This window comes from Bacteroides sp., from assembly GCF_030151085.1.
Lineage (GTDB): Bacteria > Bacteroidota > Bacteroidia > Bacteroidales > Bacteroidaceae > Bacteroides.
Genome location: NZ_JASLER010000091.1, coordinates 1 through 17,384 on the forward strand (window position 1 = coordinate 1; position 17,384 = coordinate 17,384).

General features: G+C 41.4%; 13 protein-coding genes. 11 read left to right on the forward strand and 2 right to left on the reverse strand.

The features are described 5' to 3' along the window. The first annotated feature begins 718 nt into the window (after nucleotides 1-718). Genes Q1W14_RS18930 through Q1W14_RS18975 form a run of 10 tightly spaced genes read left to right on the forward strand, consistent with a single transcriptional unit; the run spans nucleotide 719 to nucleotide 13,192 of the window. Nucleotides 719-1,354, forward strand: a complete 636-nt coding sequence (locus tag Q1W14_RS18930) for an outer membrane lipoprotein carrier protein LolA (RefSeq protein WP_300704240.1) — start codon at nucleotides 719-721, stop codon at nucleotides 1,352-1,354. After that, nucleotides 1,329-1,874 carry a hypothetical protein gene (locus Q1W14_RS18935; RefSeq protein ID WP_300704241.1) on the forward strand — a complete coding sequence of 182 codons (546 nt, stop codon included), beginning with the start codon at nucleotides 1,329-1,331 and terminating at the stop codon, nucleotides 1,872-1,874. Before Q1W14_RS18930 ends, Q1W14_RS18935 begins: the two co-directional genes overlap by 26 nt. Before the next feature lie 2 nt (nucleotides 1,875-1,876). Further along, nucleotides 1,877-2,254: a hydroxymyristoyl-ACP dehydratase gene (locus tag Q1W14_RS18940; RefSeq protein WP_300704242.1), complete on the forward strand. Its 378-nt coding sequence runs from the start codon at nucleotides 1,877-1,879 to the stop codon at nucleotides 2,252-2,254. A gap of 3 nt (nucleotides 2,255-2,257) precedes the next feature. Continuing rightward, nucleotides 2,258-3,448, forward strand: coding sequence for a DUF2062 domain-containing protein (locus Q1W14_RS18945; RefSeq protein WP_300704243.1), 1,191 nt, complete (start codon nucleotides 2,258-2,260; stop codon nucleotides 3,446-3,448). Beyond that, nucleotides 3,445-7,305: a 1-acyl-sn-glycerol-3-phosphate acyltransferase gene (locus Q1W14_RS18950; RefSeq protein ID WP_300704244.1), complete on the forward strand. Its 3,861-nt coding sequence runs from the start codon at nucleotides 3,445-3,447 to the stop codon at nucleotides 7,303-7,305. The genes Q1W14_RS18945 and Q1W14_RS18950 overlap by 4 nt, the downstream gene beginning before the upstream one ends. After that, nucleotides 7,298-8,788, forward strand: a complete 1,491-nt coding sequence (locus Q1W14_RS18955) for an NAD(P)/FAD-dependent oxidoreductase (protein WP_300704245.1) — start codon at nucleotides 7,298-7,300, stop codon at nucleotides 8,786-8,788. Before Q1W14_RS18950 ends, Q1W14_RS18955 begins: the two co-directional genes overlap by 8 nt. Beyond that, nucleotides 8,781-10,448 (forward strand): C45 family peptidase, encoded by a 1,668-nt coding sequence (locus Q1W14_RS18960; RefSeq protein ID WP_300704246.1) that lies wholly within the window; start codon nucleotides 8,781-8,783, stop codon nucleotides 10,446-10,448. Before Q1W14_RS18955 ends, Q1W14_RS18960 begins: the two co-directional genes overlap by 8 nt. Before the next feature lies 1 nt (nucleotide 10,449). Next, a complete protein-coding gene (locus Q1W14_RS18965) occupies nucleotides 10,450-11,745 on the forward strand; it encodes an AMP-binding protein (RefSeq protein WP_300704247.1) in 1,296 nt (431 codons plus the stop codon). Nucleotides 11,746-11,803: 58 nt separating this feature from the next. Further along, nucleotides 11,804-12,373: a hypothetical protein gene (locus Q1W14_RS18970; protein ID WP_300704248.1), complete on the forward strand. Its 570-nt coding sequence runs from the start codon at nucleotides 11,804-11,806 to the stop codon at nucleotides 12,371-12,373. A gap of 27 nt (nucleotides 12,374-12,400) precedes the next feature. Further along, nucleotides 12,401-13,192: a hypothetical protein gene (locus tag Q1W14_RS18975; RefSeq protein WP_300704249.1), complete on the forward strand. Its 792-nt coding sequence runs from the start codon at nucleotides 12,401-12,403 to the stop codon at nucleotides 13,190-13,192. Nucleotides 13,193-13,208: 16 nt separating this feature from the next. On the opposite strand, the gene Q1W14_RS18980 is transcribed toward Q1W14_RS18975, so the two are convergent. Together Q1W14_RS18980 and Q1W14_RS18985 are read right to left on the reverse strand one after the other, a co-directional pair. Beyond that, nucleotides 13,209-13,592: a MerR family transcriptional regulator gene (locus tag Q1W14_RS18980; protein WP_300704250.1), complete on the reverse strand. Its 384-nt coding sequence runs from the start codon at nucleotides 13,590-13,592 to the stop codon at nucleotides 13,209-13,211. 13 nt (nucleotides 13,593-13,605) lie between these two features. Next, on the reverse strand, nucleotides 13,606-14,574 hold the full coding sequence (locus Q1W14_RS18985) for a peptidoglycan DD-metalloendopeptidase family protein (protein WP_300704251.1): 969 nt from the start codon (nucleotides 14,572-14,574) through the stop codon (nucleotides 13,606-13,608). Nucleotides 14,575-14,677: 103 nt separating this feature from the next. On the opposite strand from Q1W14_RS18985, the gene alaS reads away from it, so the two are divergent. Then, on the forward strand, nucleotides 14,678-17,296 hold the full coding sequence (alaS, locus tag Q1W14_RS18990; RefSeq protein WP_300704252.1) for an alanine--tRNA ligase: 2,619 nt from the start codon (nucleotides 14,678-14,680) through the stop codon (nucleotides 17,294-17,296). The last annotated feature ends 88 nt before the right edge of the window (nucleotides 17,297-17,384 follow it).

Below are 17,384 nucleotides of genomic sequence, written 5' to 3' on the forward strand. Positions count from 1 at the left end.
TGTGACTTTTGCCCTTTCAGGGCGCAACGTTAGCAACCTATTATTGTACCCAGGGCGATGCCCTGGGCTGTAAGATAAAAGCCTTTCAGGCTTAGGCTGCGCTAGACTTTCATTTACTTCAAATTAATTCAAAACCCGCCAGAAAGTAGCTAAACAGAATACTGTTTTTAGACATAAGAACAAAAAAGAGGCAACATTTATGCCTCTTTTGCAACCAATCTAGCGTTTATCTGTCGATAATCATACATTTATTTTCTAAAATACTATGGTTTGAAATGCTTCGTATAGGTTCTTGTGGCAGTTTCTACTTGTTGAAACAAAAGGTTTATTATGTTGGAACTTTTGGTTTTGAATGTTGAAACTTTTGGTTTTGCACATTGAAACTTTTAGTTTTTACAGTCAAAACCAAAAGTTTCATACTGAGAACTAATAGAATAGCTATTTTTTGACTGAAATAAAACAAGTACATTCTAATTACGGGCTTTGGATACATCTGTGATAGATGGTTGTAAGAAAGTTGATCTATCACACCTATCTATCACGCCTCAACCTATTTATATTCAGATGAGTATGTCCTAAAGTGTGATAGCATGATAGATACTTTTAATAAAAAAAGTCTGTAGTAGCTGCATAACCGATACCACCAAATTACTATTTAAATGTTACTAACCCCAAAAAAAGCAGTACCTTAGCAGCGAATTAATTGAAAGCATTTCGCATGAGAACAATACTGATAGCCCTTTTAATCATAGCCAACATCCCTTATTGCATCTATGCCCAAAACATGAAGAAACTGGTGCAAACCAAAGATTTCGAAAACCGTTTGGCAAAAGAAGCTCAAACCATACAATCTATTGAAAGCGATTTCACCCAAGTGAAGTATCTGGATATCTTAGACGAAAAGGTTACATCTAAAGGAAAGTTCTATTATCAAAAGAGTGGTAAGATATGCATGGAATATGCCCAGCCGATAAACTATCTGATTGTAATAAACGGGGCACGCCTGAAGATCGTAGCAGATGGCAAAAAAAGCATAATGACCCTAAGTGCCAACAAGATGATGAACCAGATGCAGGATATGCTTATGGCATGTATGGTAGGCGATCTTTCAAAAATGACTTCTGATTATAAGCTGGAATACTTCGAAAACCCACAGTATTATATAATAAGAATTAAACCGGTCAATAAAGCTATACAAGCTTACATCACCGGGATTGAAATATACTTGGATAAGAAGGATATGTCAGTTTACAAGCTTCGGCTTTCGGAAACTGCCACCAACTATACGGAATATGAGTTCTACAACAAGAGATTTAATGCTTTGAAAGATGAAACTAAATTCTCTGTTCGCTAGTTTTATTCTGGTCTTATGCCTATTTACGTCATGCGCTTCTTCTAAAATGGCAGATGCAGGCAGCTACACGCCAGCAATCATCCGTGCTGAAGCCTATACACAAAAGTATAATATGCAACTCGATTTTATGAAGCATCATTTAAGTGGAATGCTCATTATACGGAAACTACCGGATAATGAAATCAGGATATTAGCTACGACCTATTTCGGGCTAAGTCTTTTTGATTTTTCACTTCGAAACGATACATTCCATATCAACAGTTGCATCGAACCTATGCAAAAGAAAAAAATATTGAAACTACTGGAAATGGATTTCAAAAACCTTCTTTTAGATAGAGTGAATATCCGTATCAAAGAGAAAAGAAGTACTTTTGAAAAAAGAGTCACAGGCAGCGGATTCGGCAAATCGGTATTTTATTTATCAGAGTTCGTAGCAGAACGCCCGGAACAGATTCGGATAAAGCATCCTTGGCTACGACTAAGCATTCAATTAGATAAACTAAAAGAAAAACAAGAGTAAATATGGCTGAACTTCTCACTGATTTTTATACTGTCAAACAATCTGAAAATATCAATGAAACAGATTGGACTGTAAAAGTCATGCTCAATTCGAAACATCCCGTTTATAACGGACACTTTCCACAACAGCCTGTATTACCCGGAGTCTGTATGCTACAGATAATCAAGGAGTGTACAGAAACGATTTGCCATACCGCTTTGCAATATAAACAAATCGCCTCCTGCAAGTTTCTTTCAGCCATCAATCCGAATGAAACGCCTGAATTGGAATTCTTGATTATTTTCAAGAAAAGCGAAGCAGATATTTTCCAGATATCAGTAGAAGGAAGTTCTTCCAAGGGAATTTGTATCAAACTGAAAGCACAACTAATTATCAAATAGAATATGAATGAATGCAGTTCCGGATTAGTGCGTGAAAAGGCAAAACAACTGGGTATTGTCGTTATTATTCCTACCTATAATAATGATAAGACTGTGACTGCTGTTATTACAGATGTACTATGCTATGTAGAAGATGTCATTGTAGTCAATGACGGTTCTACCGACAGTACCCCCACCCTGTTAAGCAATTTCCCGAACCTGCAAGTCATCACCCATCCTATTAATAAGGGCAAGGGTACCGCATTAAAAAACGGACTTAAACAAGCCAAGAAAATGGGCTACCGTTATGCTATAACAATTGATTCAGATGGTCAGCATTTTGCCTCGGATATTCCTCTTTTTATTGAAGAAATAGAAAAAGAGCCTGATACGTTATTGGTAGGAGCCCGTAACCTGACCTCAGATAATATGCCCGGCAAAAACACTTTTGCCAACAAGTTCTCCAATTTCTGGTTCAGACTCGAAACCGGATTAAAATTAGAGGACACACAATCCGGTTTCCGGCTTTACCCGCTCCATAGAATCAACGTACAGCGATTCTACTATACCGCCAAATATGAATTTGAACTGGAAGCCTTGGTATTTGCCGCATGGGGAGGAACTACAGTCCGAAACATTCCTATACATGTATATTACCCTCCTCAGGAAGAACGTGTATCACACTTTCGTCCTTTCCGGGATTTTACCCGTATCAGTATTCTGAATACACTATTAGTATTCATCACATTCCTTTGGATATATCCACGTAACTTTTTCCGGAAGCTTACCTGGAAGAACTGCCGAACATTCTTTCAAACCCATATTACCCAGTCCAATGAGTCCAATCTGAAAATCACTTATGCCATCATGCTGGGTATTTTCATGGGAATCGTCCCAATATGGGGATATCAGATGCTTGTCACCCTACTTCTTGCCCATGCATTCAAATTAAACAAGGTGATAGCCATTGTAGCAGCCAATATCAGTATCCCTCCTTTCATACCTTTCCTACTGTATGCCAGTTATCTGACGGGCTGCAAAGTACTGGACCGGTCGGTAGAACTGCACTTTACCGATATATCATTCGAAAATGTGAAATCAGTTTTAGAGCAATATCTAATAGGAAGTATTATCTTTGCAACGGTTTGTAGCTTACTAGCAGGCTTTCTTGCAATCAGCCTGCTCAGTGTGTTCAGAAGACCCCAAACAACATGACCCAGTTTTTTATCAGACTATATGATTATTTCGAAAGGCACAAAATCCTCTTTTACTTGTCACTTTGTGCTTGTGTCCTCTTTATGGGGTACTTTGCTTGGCAAGTTCGGTTTGAGGAGAACGTAACACGCTTTTTCCCTGATACTAAAAACAGCCAAAACATTACGAAGGTATTCGATAATCTAAAAATTAAAGATAAGATTATCATTTTATTGTCACCTGCTGACTCTGTGACGACTCCGGAAATAATGACAGAAGCAAGTGATCTGCTCAAACAAAACTTGCAGTCAACAGGGCAAGAATTCATTAAAGATATCTTTTCCGAAGTAGATGAAAACCTAGTCGGAAAGGCCAGTGACTTTGTTTACAACAATCTGCCTCTGTTTCTTACAGAAAAAGATTATCAGCGCTTCGATTCTCTCCTAACCCAGAAAGGAATAGAAGCCACCATGCGAAAAAACTATACCAACCTCCTTTCTCCTGCTGGAATAGCTCTGAGAAGCTATATCCAAAGAGACCCGTTAGGACTAGGAAGCAACTCCCTGAAACATCTACAGGATTTCCAACTGGAAACCAACTATGAAATCAACAACGGGCATATCTTTTCGAAAGACGGTGGCACCTTACTGATGTTTATAACCCCAATATTCGGAACAGGAAGTACGGGAAAAAACGACAAGCTTATTCAAATTCTGGAAGACGAATTACTGCAAATCGAAAAGACATACCCCAAACTTAAAGCATCTTACTATGGAGGTCCTTCGGTAGGAGTCTATAATGCGCGACAGATAAAGCAAGACACTATTATCACTTCGAGTATTGCACTGCTGATTATCATTGTATTTATTTCATTGGTATTCAAACACAAGAAGTCGATACCACTTATTATAACTCCGGTTCTATTCGGTGGATTGTTTGCCTTATGCATGATTTATTTTATCCGGGGTTCCATCTCTGCCATTGCCGTTGGTGCCGGATCGGCTATTTTGGGTATTGCCTTAAGCTATTCCATACACATGCTGGCACATCAGAATCATGTATCTACTGTACAGCAACTGATCAAAGAAATAACCTACCCGCTAACCGTAGGCAGTTTCACGACTATTGGCGCATTCTTCGGACTTATATTTACCACTTCCGAACTTTTACGTGATTTTGGTTTGTTTGCCTCTTTGGCACTAATTGGAACGACTCTTTTCTGCCTCATATACCTTCCACATTTTCTGAAAGGACAAGCCGACGTAAAACAAGGAATGATACTCCGTTTTATCGAGAAAATAAATGCCTATCCGTATGAAAAAAACAAATGGCTAGTGGGAGGAATTGTCATTATCACTGTCATTTGCCTGTTCACCTCGCAAAAGGTGAAATTCAATGAGGATATGATGAGTATCAACTATGAGCCTCAACACCTAAAACAGGCTGAGGCTAAACTAGAACAACTGTTCAATACCCAAGAGAAAACTGTACTCTTTGTCAGTGTAGGTAGAGATATGTCCGAAGCTCTTCAATGCTATTCAAAGACCAACCGCCAATTAGGCACATTCAAAGAAAAAGGACTGATTAAAGCATACGCATCTGCCGAACAGTTCCTCATTTCCCCGGAGGAACAACAAAAACGACTTGAACGTTGGAACCATTACTGGGAAGAATCGGAAAAGAAAGCTACTATTCGTAAATATATAGAAGAATCTGCCCGTACTTATCATTTCCGTGAAGGTAGTTTCGATTCATTTTATAAATGGTTGGATCAACCTTTCCAGCCCTATGATTATCGAAAGGACACCAATAATATCTCCACCACCTTATTGAACGAATGGCAAACAACCGCCGATTCCATTACCATGCTCGTCACCCAAGTACGCATAGGCGACAATACGAAGGAGGAAGTATACCAGCAATTTAAAGACAATACGGATGTTGTTGTTTTCGACCGAAGTTATTTCACCAACCAATGGGTTTCCGCTATCAACAATGACTTTTACTTGATACTCTATATCTCATCTTTCCTCATATTTCTGGCATTACTGATTTCTTACGGGCGCATCGAATTGACTCTAATCAGCTTCCTGCCCATGCTGATAAGTTGGACTATTATCCTAGGATTGATGGGAATATTAGGAATTGAATTTAATATTATCAATATCATTCTTTCCACCTTTATATTCGGTATAGGAGATGACTTTAGCATCTTCATCATGGATGGTCTTCAAAGTAAATACAAAACCGGAAAAGCCATCCTGAACTCTCATAAAACGGCTATTTTCTTTTCCGCATTTACTGCCGTGGTGGGAATGGGTACTTTAGTATTCGCCAAACATCCTGCTTTGCAATCCATCTCACTGATTTCCATTCTCGGAATGTCAGCAGTTGTATTGGTTGCCTACACTATACAGCCTCTTATATTCCAGTTCTTTATAGCCAAACCGGCATCCAAAGGACTCCCCCCCTATACCTTGATAGGACTCCTCCGGACCGTTATTCTTTTCATGCTTTTCCTTGTGGGATGCATCATTCTGAGAATAGTCATTCTTTTGTTATATCTCGTACCCATATGCCGCGTCTATAAGCAGCAGTTCATCTGCCGGGTTATTAACATCACTTGCAAAGGCATAGTAGCAGTTGCCACATTTGTGCGAAAAGAGCATATCAATACTACTAATGAAACATTTAAGAAGCCTGCCATTGTAATTGCCAATCATCAATCCTTTATTGATATTCTGGAGTTGTTATCTTTCTCCCCAAAGATTATTATGATAACCAACCATTGGGTATGGAGCTCTCCGGTATTCGGGGGAATTATCAAATATGCCGGTTTCTTTCAAGTGGATGAAGGATACGAATTATGTGTAGAACGGATGAAAGAGAAAGTGAAAGAGGGATATTCCATCGCTATTTTTCCCGAAGGTACACGCACCTATGACGGTAAAATGAAACGCTTCCACAAAGGAGCTTTCTATTTATCGGAAGCTCTTCAACTGGATATTATTCCTGTAGTTCTGTACGGCAACGGCAAGATAATAGCCAAAGCACAACCTTTCTACATCCGCAAAGGTATTATATATTCAAAGATATTGCCCCGTATCCCTTACAATGATACTTCATTTGGAACAACTTACCAAGAGAGAGGCAAACGCATATCTGCTTATATGAAAGAAGAATATGCCCGCATTTGCCAGGAAAAAAACACTCCTGCAAATCCTGCATTCTACGAGGCCCTGATACTGAACTACATCTATAAAGGTCCCATCATTGAATGGTACATACGTATCAAAGTAAAGATGGAGCGTAACTATCAACTCTTTAATCAACTGGTTCCGATGAAAGCCAGGATTACAGACATAGGTTGCGGACTTGGTCCGTTATGCTATATGCTGTCCATGGTATCGAAAGATAGACAGATAATAGGTATAGATTACGATGAAGATAAAATAGCTCTTGCACAACATGGCTGGCTTCGTAAAGACAACCTCCGTTTTGAATATGCAGATGCGTTGAGTTATGATCTCCCGGAGAGTGATGTTTTCATACTGAGCGATATATTGCATTACATGAGTTTTCAGCGCCAACATGATTTACTGTTGAAATGTGCTGCTTTGCTCTCTTCCGAAGGGATGATTATCATACGGGATGGAAATCCGACCGATACCAGCAGGCACCGTTTAACCCGTTTCACCGAACTTCTCTCTACCCGGATTATCAAATTCAACCGTACCAAAGAAGTTTTATGCTTTTCTTCCGAAAGTCAGATACGCAGTATTGCCCACGAATGTGGCATGGTGGTAAATGCTATTCGGAATGATAAATATACATCAAATACCATCTATATACTTAAAAAAAGTAATCACCATGAGTAAGTACGACGTTATCATCATCGGAAGTGGCTTAGGTGGTCTTGAATGTGGAACCATCCTTAGCAAGGAAGGCTATAATGTATGTGTACTCGAAAAGAATGATTTATTTGGAGGTTGTTTTCAAACTTATCGACGAAAAGGACATCTGCTGGATACCGGTATTCATTATATTGGTAGCTTGGGTGAAGGACAGATCATGAACCAGTTTTTCCGATATATAGGAATCATGGACAAATTAAAAGTCCGCAAACTGGATGAAAATGCTTTCGACAGGATATTCTACAAGAATAAGGTATATGATTACGCCATGGGGTACAATCACTTCATTGACAACCTCTGCGAATCTTTCCCCTATGAGAGGGAGAATCTTCACCAATATGCGCAACTATTGCAGGAAGTAGGTAACCTGATCAGTGTAGATAACTTCAAAAGAGGTATCATATCTACCGAAGGAATGAAGTTCTTCAATACTTCGGCGGCAGAGATGATAACCCAAACCACACCAAATCCTGATTTACAATCCGTATTGGCAGGCTCGGCACTTCTGTACGGCGGATCAAGGGAGCAGTCTAACTTTTACGAACATGCCATGATTAATAATTCCCATATACAGGGAGCCTATCGGTTCGTTGACGGAAGTATGCAGGTAGCTTCGGCAATGATTGACATTATTCGTTCCAATGGTGGTACAGTATTGAATAATAGTAAAGTCACCCGTATAATTGTAGAAAACGAGCGGGTTCAAGGTGTCGAAATAAATGGTACGGAACGTATTGAAAGCAGTTATGTAATCTCCAACCTACATCCCAAGCTCACCTTGACCTTGTTGGATAAAAACCGTTGTATCAAGAATGCCTATATTTCACGCATCAACTCATTGGAAAACACCTACGGTATCTTCACTCTCAATTTAATCATGAAAGAAAATAGCTATCCGTATATAAATCGGAACGTTTATCTTCATGGAGATAATGATGTATGGTACAGCAAAAATAAAATTGGAGAGAACATTACCAACTGTATGATTTCCATGCAAGCTTCATCGCATAACCCCGGTCAAGCGGACGTAGTTTCTATCCTGACACCTATGTATATAGATGAAATCTCAGCATGGTTGGATACACTTCCCGAACAGCGAGGAGATGAGTATAAAGCTTTCAAACAAGAAAAGTCCAGGCAGTTGCTGACTTTCATCCGGAATCATGGCATTGACTTTGGTGACGCAATTGAAGCTATGTACACCACAACTCCTCTAAGTTACAGAGATTTCACCGGTACTTGCGACGGTTCTGCTTATGGTATTATCAAAGACTATAAATGTCCGCAAGTAGGTTTTGTCTCCACCCGAACCAAGTTAAGTAATTTATTCCTAACTGGACAAAACTTGAATGTTCATGGTGCATTAGGAGTAACACTAACTTCCATCATTACCTGTGGCGAGTTTCTCGGACAGGAATACTTAGCTAAAAAGATTGGTTATGCATAAAATAATAAAGAAAACAATCAAATATACGGCGTGTGGCATAGGATTAATCTTTATTGCCGCTATTGGCTTTGTATCGGTTTTGTATTTCTCTGCCGATATGCTGACACCTGAATATACTTCAAAAGCCATCGGAGAAGTAATTCGAAAGGATAGCCTTCGGCAATACGAGGGCAATTACCTGCGACACAGCAACAGTGGTTTGTGGGAATTAAAGGTAAGCGGCAATGCATTTCAACGTGGAGAAGCCATTGGAAAACTATCCCCTGACTTATTATATTATCAGGAAAAAGTTTTTGTAGATCAGATACGAGAGATAGTCCCCTCAGATAGTTACCTCAAGTTTCTGCGCTTCTTTATCGTACTCTTTAACCGCAATTTAGGAAAGAATGTGCCGGAAGAGTTCAGGGATGAAATTTATGGCATTTCACTCTCTTGTACACACGAATATGATTTCATCGGTACTCCGTATGAGCGACAACTTAATTATCACTCTGCACATGACCTGGGGCATGCCATGCAGGACTATATGCTGGTAGGATGTAGTTCTTTTGCTGTTTGGGGAGAAAACAGTGCCGATTCATCACTCATCATCGGGCGTAATTTCGATTTCTATATGGGCGACAAATTTGCACGCAACAAACTGGTATCTTTTTATCTGCCGGAACAAGGCTACAAATTTGCTTCCGTAGGCTGGCCGGGTATGATCGGAGTACTTTCCGGAATGAATGAAACAGGACTGACAGTAACCATTAATGCTGCAAAATCCACCATGCCTACAGCCTCAGCTACTCCTATTTCTATCTTGACAAGAGAAATACTGCAATATGCTTCAACTATTGAAGAAGCCTACGCCATTGCGCAAAAACGAAAAACATTTGTTTCGGAGTCTATATTGATAGGCTCCAAACGAGATGGAAAAGCCGCCATTATAGAAAAGTCACCAGAGAAGACTGCACTCTTTACAGGTAGTTCCGATCAGATTATCTGTACCAACCATTACCAATCTGATGCTTTCCTCAATGACGAACGAAATCAAGAAAACATAGCAACCTCCGATAGTCCTTACCGCTTCCACCGTTTAGAAGGGTTGCTGGAAGAGAACAAACCTATCAATAGTCTGAAAGCTGCTTCCATCCTCCGTAATCAGAAAGGATTGGATAACACTGACCTTGGTATGGGGAATGAATTAGCCATTAACCAACTTATAGCCCATCACTCCGTCATCTTCCAACCGGAAAAGCTAATAATGTATGTATCTACTCCTCCCTGGCAATGCGGGAAATACATGGCATACGACCTCAACAAAATATTCAGTGACAGTGTGGACTTCCACAAAGATATTACCACAGAAGAGCTGACAATACCTGAAGATGCTTTCATTAGCAAACCGGCATTCAAACAATTCATGGTTTATAAACGGTTTACCCCACTCATTCGTGAAAAGACAAAACGAAAGGAATCTATGGAGACTAAAGCACTGAGTTATTACGAAACGTCCAATCCTTCCTTCTACTACGTATACGAAGTATTAGGAGATTACTACGCCTCCCAGCAACAAATCGGGAAAGCCACCGCATACTGGCAAAAGGCATTGACAATGCCTATTCCCAAAGATGCAGAGAAAGCACGCATCCAACAGAAAATCAAAAAACATCAATAATATGGAAAAGAATCCGGACATACAATTCCGTTCGCAGGAAGAAATCAAACAATATCAAGAAATCCGGCTTGCTGATGCCTTGGTATATTTGCAAGCACATTCTCCATTCTATCAACAGATGTTTAAGGAACATTCCATAGACATCTCCCGCATTAAAAAGATAGAAGACCTGCAACAAATACCCGTCACCACCAAAACAGACCTGCAACTCCATAACGATGAGTTTATTTGTGTAGACAAAGATGAAATCATTGATTATGTAACTACTTCAGGCACCTTGGGAGACCCGGTAACTTTTGTTCTTACCTCAGAAGACCTCGACCGCTTGGCATACAATGAATACTTATCATTCAACACCACCGGTTGCAGCCGTCATGATATTCTGCAATTGATGACAACCATAGACCGCCGCTTTATGGCCGGTCTTGCCTATTATCTTGGAGCCAGGGAGTTGGGAATGGGAGTAGCCCGTGTAGGCAATGGCATACCCGAATTACAATGGGACACCATTCACCGCATCCATCCCACTTGTGGCATGGTGGTGCCTTCTTTCCTCATCAAGTTGATAGAATTTGCCGAAAAAAATCAGATAGATTACAACGCTTGTTCCATGAAGAAATGCGTTTGTATCGGCGAAGCATTACGCAATCCTAATTTTACTCTGAATACCCTCGGACAGCGTATCTATGAGAAATGGCCGTCACTCGAGCTTTATTCTACTTATGCTTCCACAGAAATGCAATCATCCTTCACCGAATGTTCAGAGTTTCATGGCGGGCATTTGCAACCTGAACTCATCATTGTGGAATTTCTTGATGACAAAAACCTTCCTGTGAAAGAAGGTGAACCGGGAGAGGTTACCATCACCACATTAGGAGTTAAAGGCATGCCTTTGCTTCGCTTCAAGACGGGTGACATTTGTTACCACCACACAGAGCCATGTGCCTGCGGTAGAAATACTATTCGATTAAGTTCCGTATTAGGACGAAAAGGACAGATGATTAAATACAAAGGAACCACCTTGTACCCACCTGCATTATTCGATATACTGGACGATATGCCAAAAGTCAAAAACTATGTGGTTGAAGTGTATACCAATAAGCTAGGTACGGACGAAATACTGATTCGCATTGGTAGTGACGAGAATAGTGATAGTTTTGCCAAAGAAATCAAAGACATGTTCCGCTCTAAGATACGGGTAGCTCCTACGATTCGGTTTGAACCGGCAGAATATATCGCCCAGATACAAATGCCTCCCATGAGTAGAAAAAGCATTAAATTCTTTGATTTACGATAACTTATATCTATTTTTGGAAATACAAAAAGCTAAAAACTGATCCTAAATTATCAATTGTATGAAAAAGTTATTCACTCTTCTGTTACTTGCAACAAGTATTGTTTGCTTTGGACAAAACAAAGATTTTCTGAAAGAAGTTTCAAGTATCAATTTCTACGGAGTAGATTATTCCGCAGCAAAAGTATTTGGCGCCGCCGAAAGTCCCAATCAGCTTATTAACGCATTCGAAAGAATCAATGAGTTGTTTATCACTGAAGCCAAGAAATACGATGTCAGCAAGAAGTTGAAAATAAAAGTGGGACAGATATCACTCAATGCTGTTAATAAAGTAAATAGTGAGATTGACCCTGCTCAACTGATGACCACCGATACGGGTTATACACTGAGCGATAAAGATATCAAGCGAGTAATAGCAAACCTTCCTATTCAGCAAGAACCGGGCATCGGTCTGGTTATCGTTGCCAAATTGCTGAATAAAGCCGATGCGTATGGTTCATATCAAGTAGTATTCTTCAATACAGAAACGAAAGAGATAATAAATGATTACGCAACAGGAGGCAAAGCAAAAGGTTTCGGTCTTCGTAATTATTGGGCAGGATCTATACATAAAGTGGTAGACCGTCTTTAATCAACTATAGTTATAACACAAAGAATCATGAAGAAATTATTATTGTTGTTAACCCTATTTGCATGCATCAGTCTCCCTTGTTTAGCACAAAACTACACAGAAGTGGTATATCTAAAAAATGGGAGTATCATCCGTGGAATTATCATTGAGCAAGTACCCAACGCTTCGTTGAAAATTCAAACATCTGACGGAAGTGTATTCTCTTATACCTTAGAAGAGGTTGAAAAGATTACGAAAGAAGGGTATTACAAGCAACCCAAACAGGCTAAAGAGTCAAAAGAGATGTACAGAAAGCAACCTAGATATGTACAGGAAAGACCGGTCAGACAAGCCAGATCGCCCAGAACGCCCAGGTCATCCAGTACAAACAGTTTCGGAAAAGCATCATTAAGGGGATATAAAGGTTTCGTTGAAACGGGCTATATCTTCGACCTTACAGACAATAATGCCAATTGTGTAGATGTATCTACAATCCATGGTTTTCAGTTCAATGATTATTTGTTTGTTGGTGGTGGTGCAGCATTCAACTATTACACAGATGCCGATGCTTATTCAGCTCCGGTGTTCGCTAGCTTCAGAGCCAATTTCAGGAATAAGAGAATCGCTCCATTTGCCGACACAAAACTCGGTTATTCAGTAGGAGATGTGGAAGGAGCTTATGCTACTGCAGGTATCGGTGTGCGTTTCGCCCTTGCCCGGAAGATGGCATTAAATCTTAAACTGGAATATGTATATCAAGATTATGGATATACTTCATATGGTTACGATTATTCAGAATCATTAAACAGTGTTGGTATCAAGCTGGGCTTTGAGTTCTAAAAGAAAACCTCATCGCTCAACTTTGAATATTCTGTTTTAATGCCTCGACATCTTCATAAGTAAATGCATCGAGAGCATCTTTCATACCAAGCAACTCTTCACGGATAGACTTCAATCGATCCACGATCTCGAAGTTCCGAAGAGTTGCTTCTTTATTATCCTTCATCCGCTGGCGGGCGCCAGGTAATGTCATACCCCGTTCCTTCACCAGATGATAAATCAACTTCACTGTATCAATATCTTCCTTGCGATACTGGCGCACTCCCCTACCCGCCTTCTTGGGATTGAGTTGCGGAAACTCTTTCTCCCAGAAACGGAGCAACGATTCATTGACGTCGAACATCGCAGCCACTTCGCTGATGGAGTAATATAATTTCAGGTCTTTATCTAAGTTTAGCATGACATTTTAAGTATTAATCAAGCACCTTACCGTGGTTAGCCGCAATCTGAATCATGCGATCGTAGTCCTCTGCACTCAAGTCCATAAAGTAATAGTTCACAGGATTCACCACCTGCCCCTTCACATGCACTTCATAGTGAAGATGCGGCCCGGTACTCTTGCCTGTGCTACCTACAAATCCAATCACTTCACCACGCACCACCTTTTGGCCAACTTTCACATTGTAACCTTGCAGATGGGCATACCAAGTGCGATAACCAAAGCCATGATCAACAATGATTGTATTTCCGTAACCCGTTTCCCAACCTACCTTAACAACTGTACCGTTACCTGTAACGTAGACATCGGTCCCCGGATGAGCAGAGAAGTCCATCCCCGAATGGAATTTAGTTGTACCATAAATAGGGTCGATACGTGTACCATAACCGGAAGCAGTCTGACGAAGGTCTTTATTGGAAATAGGTTGTATAGCAGGAATACACTTCAGCATTTCATCATGGTTCTTACACATCTCCACCACGTCGTCAAATGAACGGGATTGGATATAGAGTTGTTTGGTAAGCATATCCATCTTCTGAGTAGTATTGATTACCAAATCAGAGTTTGCCATATCCATCAGATGCTCGTAACGGTTAGTACCACCATATCCGGCCTTACGGATTGCAGAAGGAATCGGGTCTGCCTGAAAGATAACCCGATACAGGTTATCATCACGTTGTTGAACATCCTGCAATACTCCCATAGCTTCATCGAGCCGACGCGAAAGTACATTATACTGAGCTTGGAGTTGGCTATTTTCTTTTCGCAATTCTTTCTCCGATGGCGAACCGAAGATAAGTAACAGTATAATGAAACAACCGGCTCCAAGTCCCATACCGACAAACAAACGGCGGAGAATGCTCAACGCACGTTGTCGGACTGTAGGATAAATACGGTCGTAAGTCTGAGTTTGTGGATTATAAATGTAGTAAACTTTGCGCATCTTTGGAAATATTTCGCTTATCAATACCGCAAAAGTAATAAAAACACGCTATCTTTGCACAGTTTTTTCAAGAATATTAACCTCAAGGATAGATATATAGAGTATGTTGACTGCAAATGAAATCAGAGACTCTTTCAAGAGTTTCTTCGAAAGCAAAGGTCACCAGATAGTGCCTTCGGCTCCGATGGTGATCAAAGATGACCCTACGTTGATGTTTACCAACGCGGGAATGAACCAGTTTAAAGATATTATATTGGGCAACCAGCCCATCAAATACCCGCGCGTGGCGGACTCACAAAAGTGTCTTCGTGTAAGCGGAAAGCACAATGACCTCGAAGAAGTAGGTCATGACACCTATCACCACACCATGTTCGAAATGCTGGGCAACTGGTCGTTCGGCGACTATTTCAAGAAAGAAGCTATCGAATGGGCATGGGAATACTTGGTAGATGTTCTGAAACTGGACCCTGCCAACCTCTATGCTACGGTATTTGAAGGCAGCCCCGCCGAAGGTCTGGATCGAGATAACGAAGCTGCTTCCTACTGGGAGAAGTTCTTACCGAAAGATCATATCCTTAACGGAAACAAGCACGATAACTTCTGGGAAATGGGTGATACAGGTCCTTGTGGCCCTTGCTCCGAGATACATGTAGACTCTCGTCCGGCAGAAGAAAAAGCACAGATTCCCGGTAGCCAGCTGGTAAACAAAGACCATCCGCAGGTAATCGAAATATGGAACCTTGTGTTCATGCAATACAACCGCAAGGCTGACGGTAGCCTCGAAGGACTTCCCGCCAAAGTAATCGACACGGGTATGGGCTTCGAACGTTTGGTTCGTACTCTGCAAGGCAAGACATCCAACTATGATACAGACGTCTTCCAACCTATGTTGAAAGCCATCGCCGCTATGGCAGGCACCACATACGGTAAGAATGAACAGCAAGATATCGCCATGCGTGTGATTGCCGACCACATTCGTACCATCGCTTTCTCCATCACCGACGGACAATTGCCAAGCAATGCAAAAGCAGGTTACGTAATCCGCCGTATCCTTCGCCGTGCCGTTCGTTACGGTTATACCTTCCTCGGACAGAAACAAGCTTTCATGTACAGACTCCTCCCCGTGTTGATTGAAAACATGGGTGGTTCTTACCCCGAACTGATTGCTCAGAAGGAACTGATTGCTAAAGTGATCAAGGAAGAAGAAGACTCTTTCCTCCGCACACTTGAAACCGGTATCCGTCTGCTGGACAAGACCATGGCAGATGCCAAGGCAGCTGGCAAGACTGAAGTCAGCGGCAAAGATGCCTTTACTTTATACGATACTTTCGGTTTCCCGCTCGACTTGACCGAACTGATTCTCCGCGAAAACGGTATGACTGCCGATCTCAACGAGTTCAATGCCGAAATGGAACAGCAGAAATCCCGTGCCCGCAACGCCGCCGCCATTGAGACCGGCGACTGGATTACACTGAAAGAAGGCACTACTGAGTTCGTAGGTTACGATTTCACTGAATATGAAACATCCATCCTGCGTTATCGCCAGATAAAGCAAAAGAACCAGACGCTTTATCAGATTGTATTAGACAAAACTCCGTTCTATGCCGAAAGTGGTGGTCAGGTAGGTGATACAGGTGTATTGGTCAGCGAGTTCGAAACCATCGACGTGATTGACACGAAGAAAGAAAACAACCTCCCTATACATATCACCAAGAAGTTGCCCGAACATCTGGAAGCACCGATGATGGCTTGCGTAGATACCGACAAGCGTGCTGCTTGTGCCGCCAATCACTCAGCTACCCACTTACTGGATGCTGCGCTTCGTGAAGTTCTTGGCGATCATGTGGAACAGAAGGGTTCTTTGGTTACTCCCGATTCTCTGCGTTTCGACTTCTCTCACTTCCAAAAGGTGACGGACGAAGAACTTCGCCAGGTAGAGCACATCGCCAATGCCAAGATACGCGCCAATATATCTTTGAAAGAATACCGCAACATGCCGATTGAGGATGCTAAGGAACTCGGTGCTATCGCCCTCTTCGGTGAGAAGTATGGCGATCATGTACGTGTCATCCAGTTCGGTTCTTCCGTTGAATTCTGCGGTGGTACGCACGTTGCCGCTACCGGAAACATCGGTATGGTGAAGATTGTATCCGAAAGTTCTGTAGCAGCCGGTGTACGTCGTATCGAAGCTTACACAGGTGCACGTGTAGAAGAAATGATGGATACCATTCAAGATACGTTGCGTGACTTGAAGGCTCTTTTCAACAATGCTCCCGACCTTGCCGGAACGATTCATAAATATATTGAAGAGAATGCCGGACTGAAGAAGCAAGTAGAAGACTTCATGAAAGAAAAGGAATCTCAACTGAAAGATAAGTTGATGAACAGCATTCAGGAAGTGAACGGCGTGAAAGTCATCAAATTCTGTGCTCCATTACCTGCTGAGACGGTAAAGAACATCGCCTTCCAGTTGCGTGGTCAAATCACAGAAGATTTGTTCTTCGTTGCCGGAACAGAATATGAAGGTAAACCGATGCTGACAGTGATGCTGAGCGACAACCTCGTTGCCGGTGGATTGAAAGCAGGTAACCTAGTAAAAGAAGCTGCCAAGTTGATTCAAGGTGGTGGTGGTGGTCAACCCCACTTCGCAACTGCCGGAGGCAAGAATGTAGACGGATTGAATGCGGCTGTAGATAAAGTGATAGAGTTGGCAGGAATTTGATTCCACCACTCAGTATTCAACCTTTAACAAGGAGGTATGAGAGGGTAATCTAATAATTAAAACCCTTCCATATCTCCTTTTCCTATTA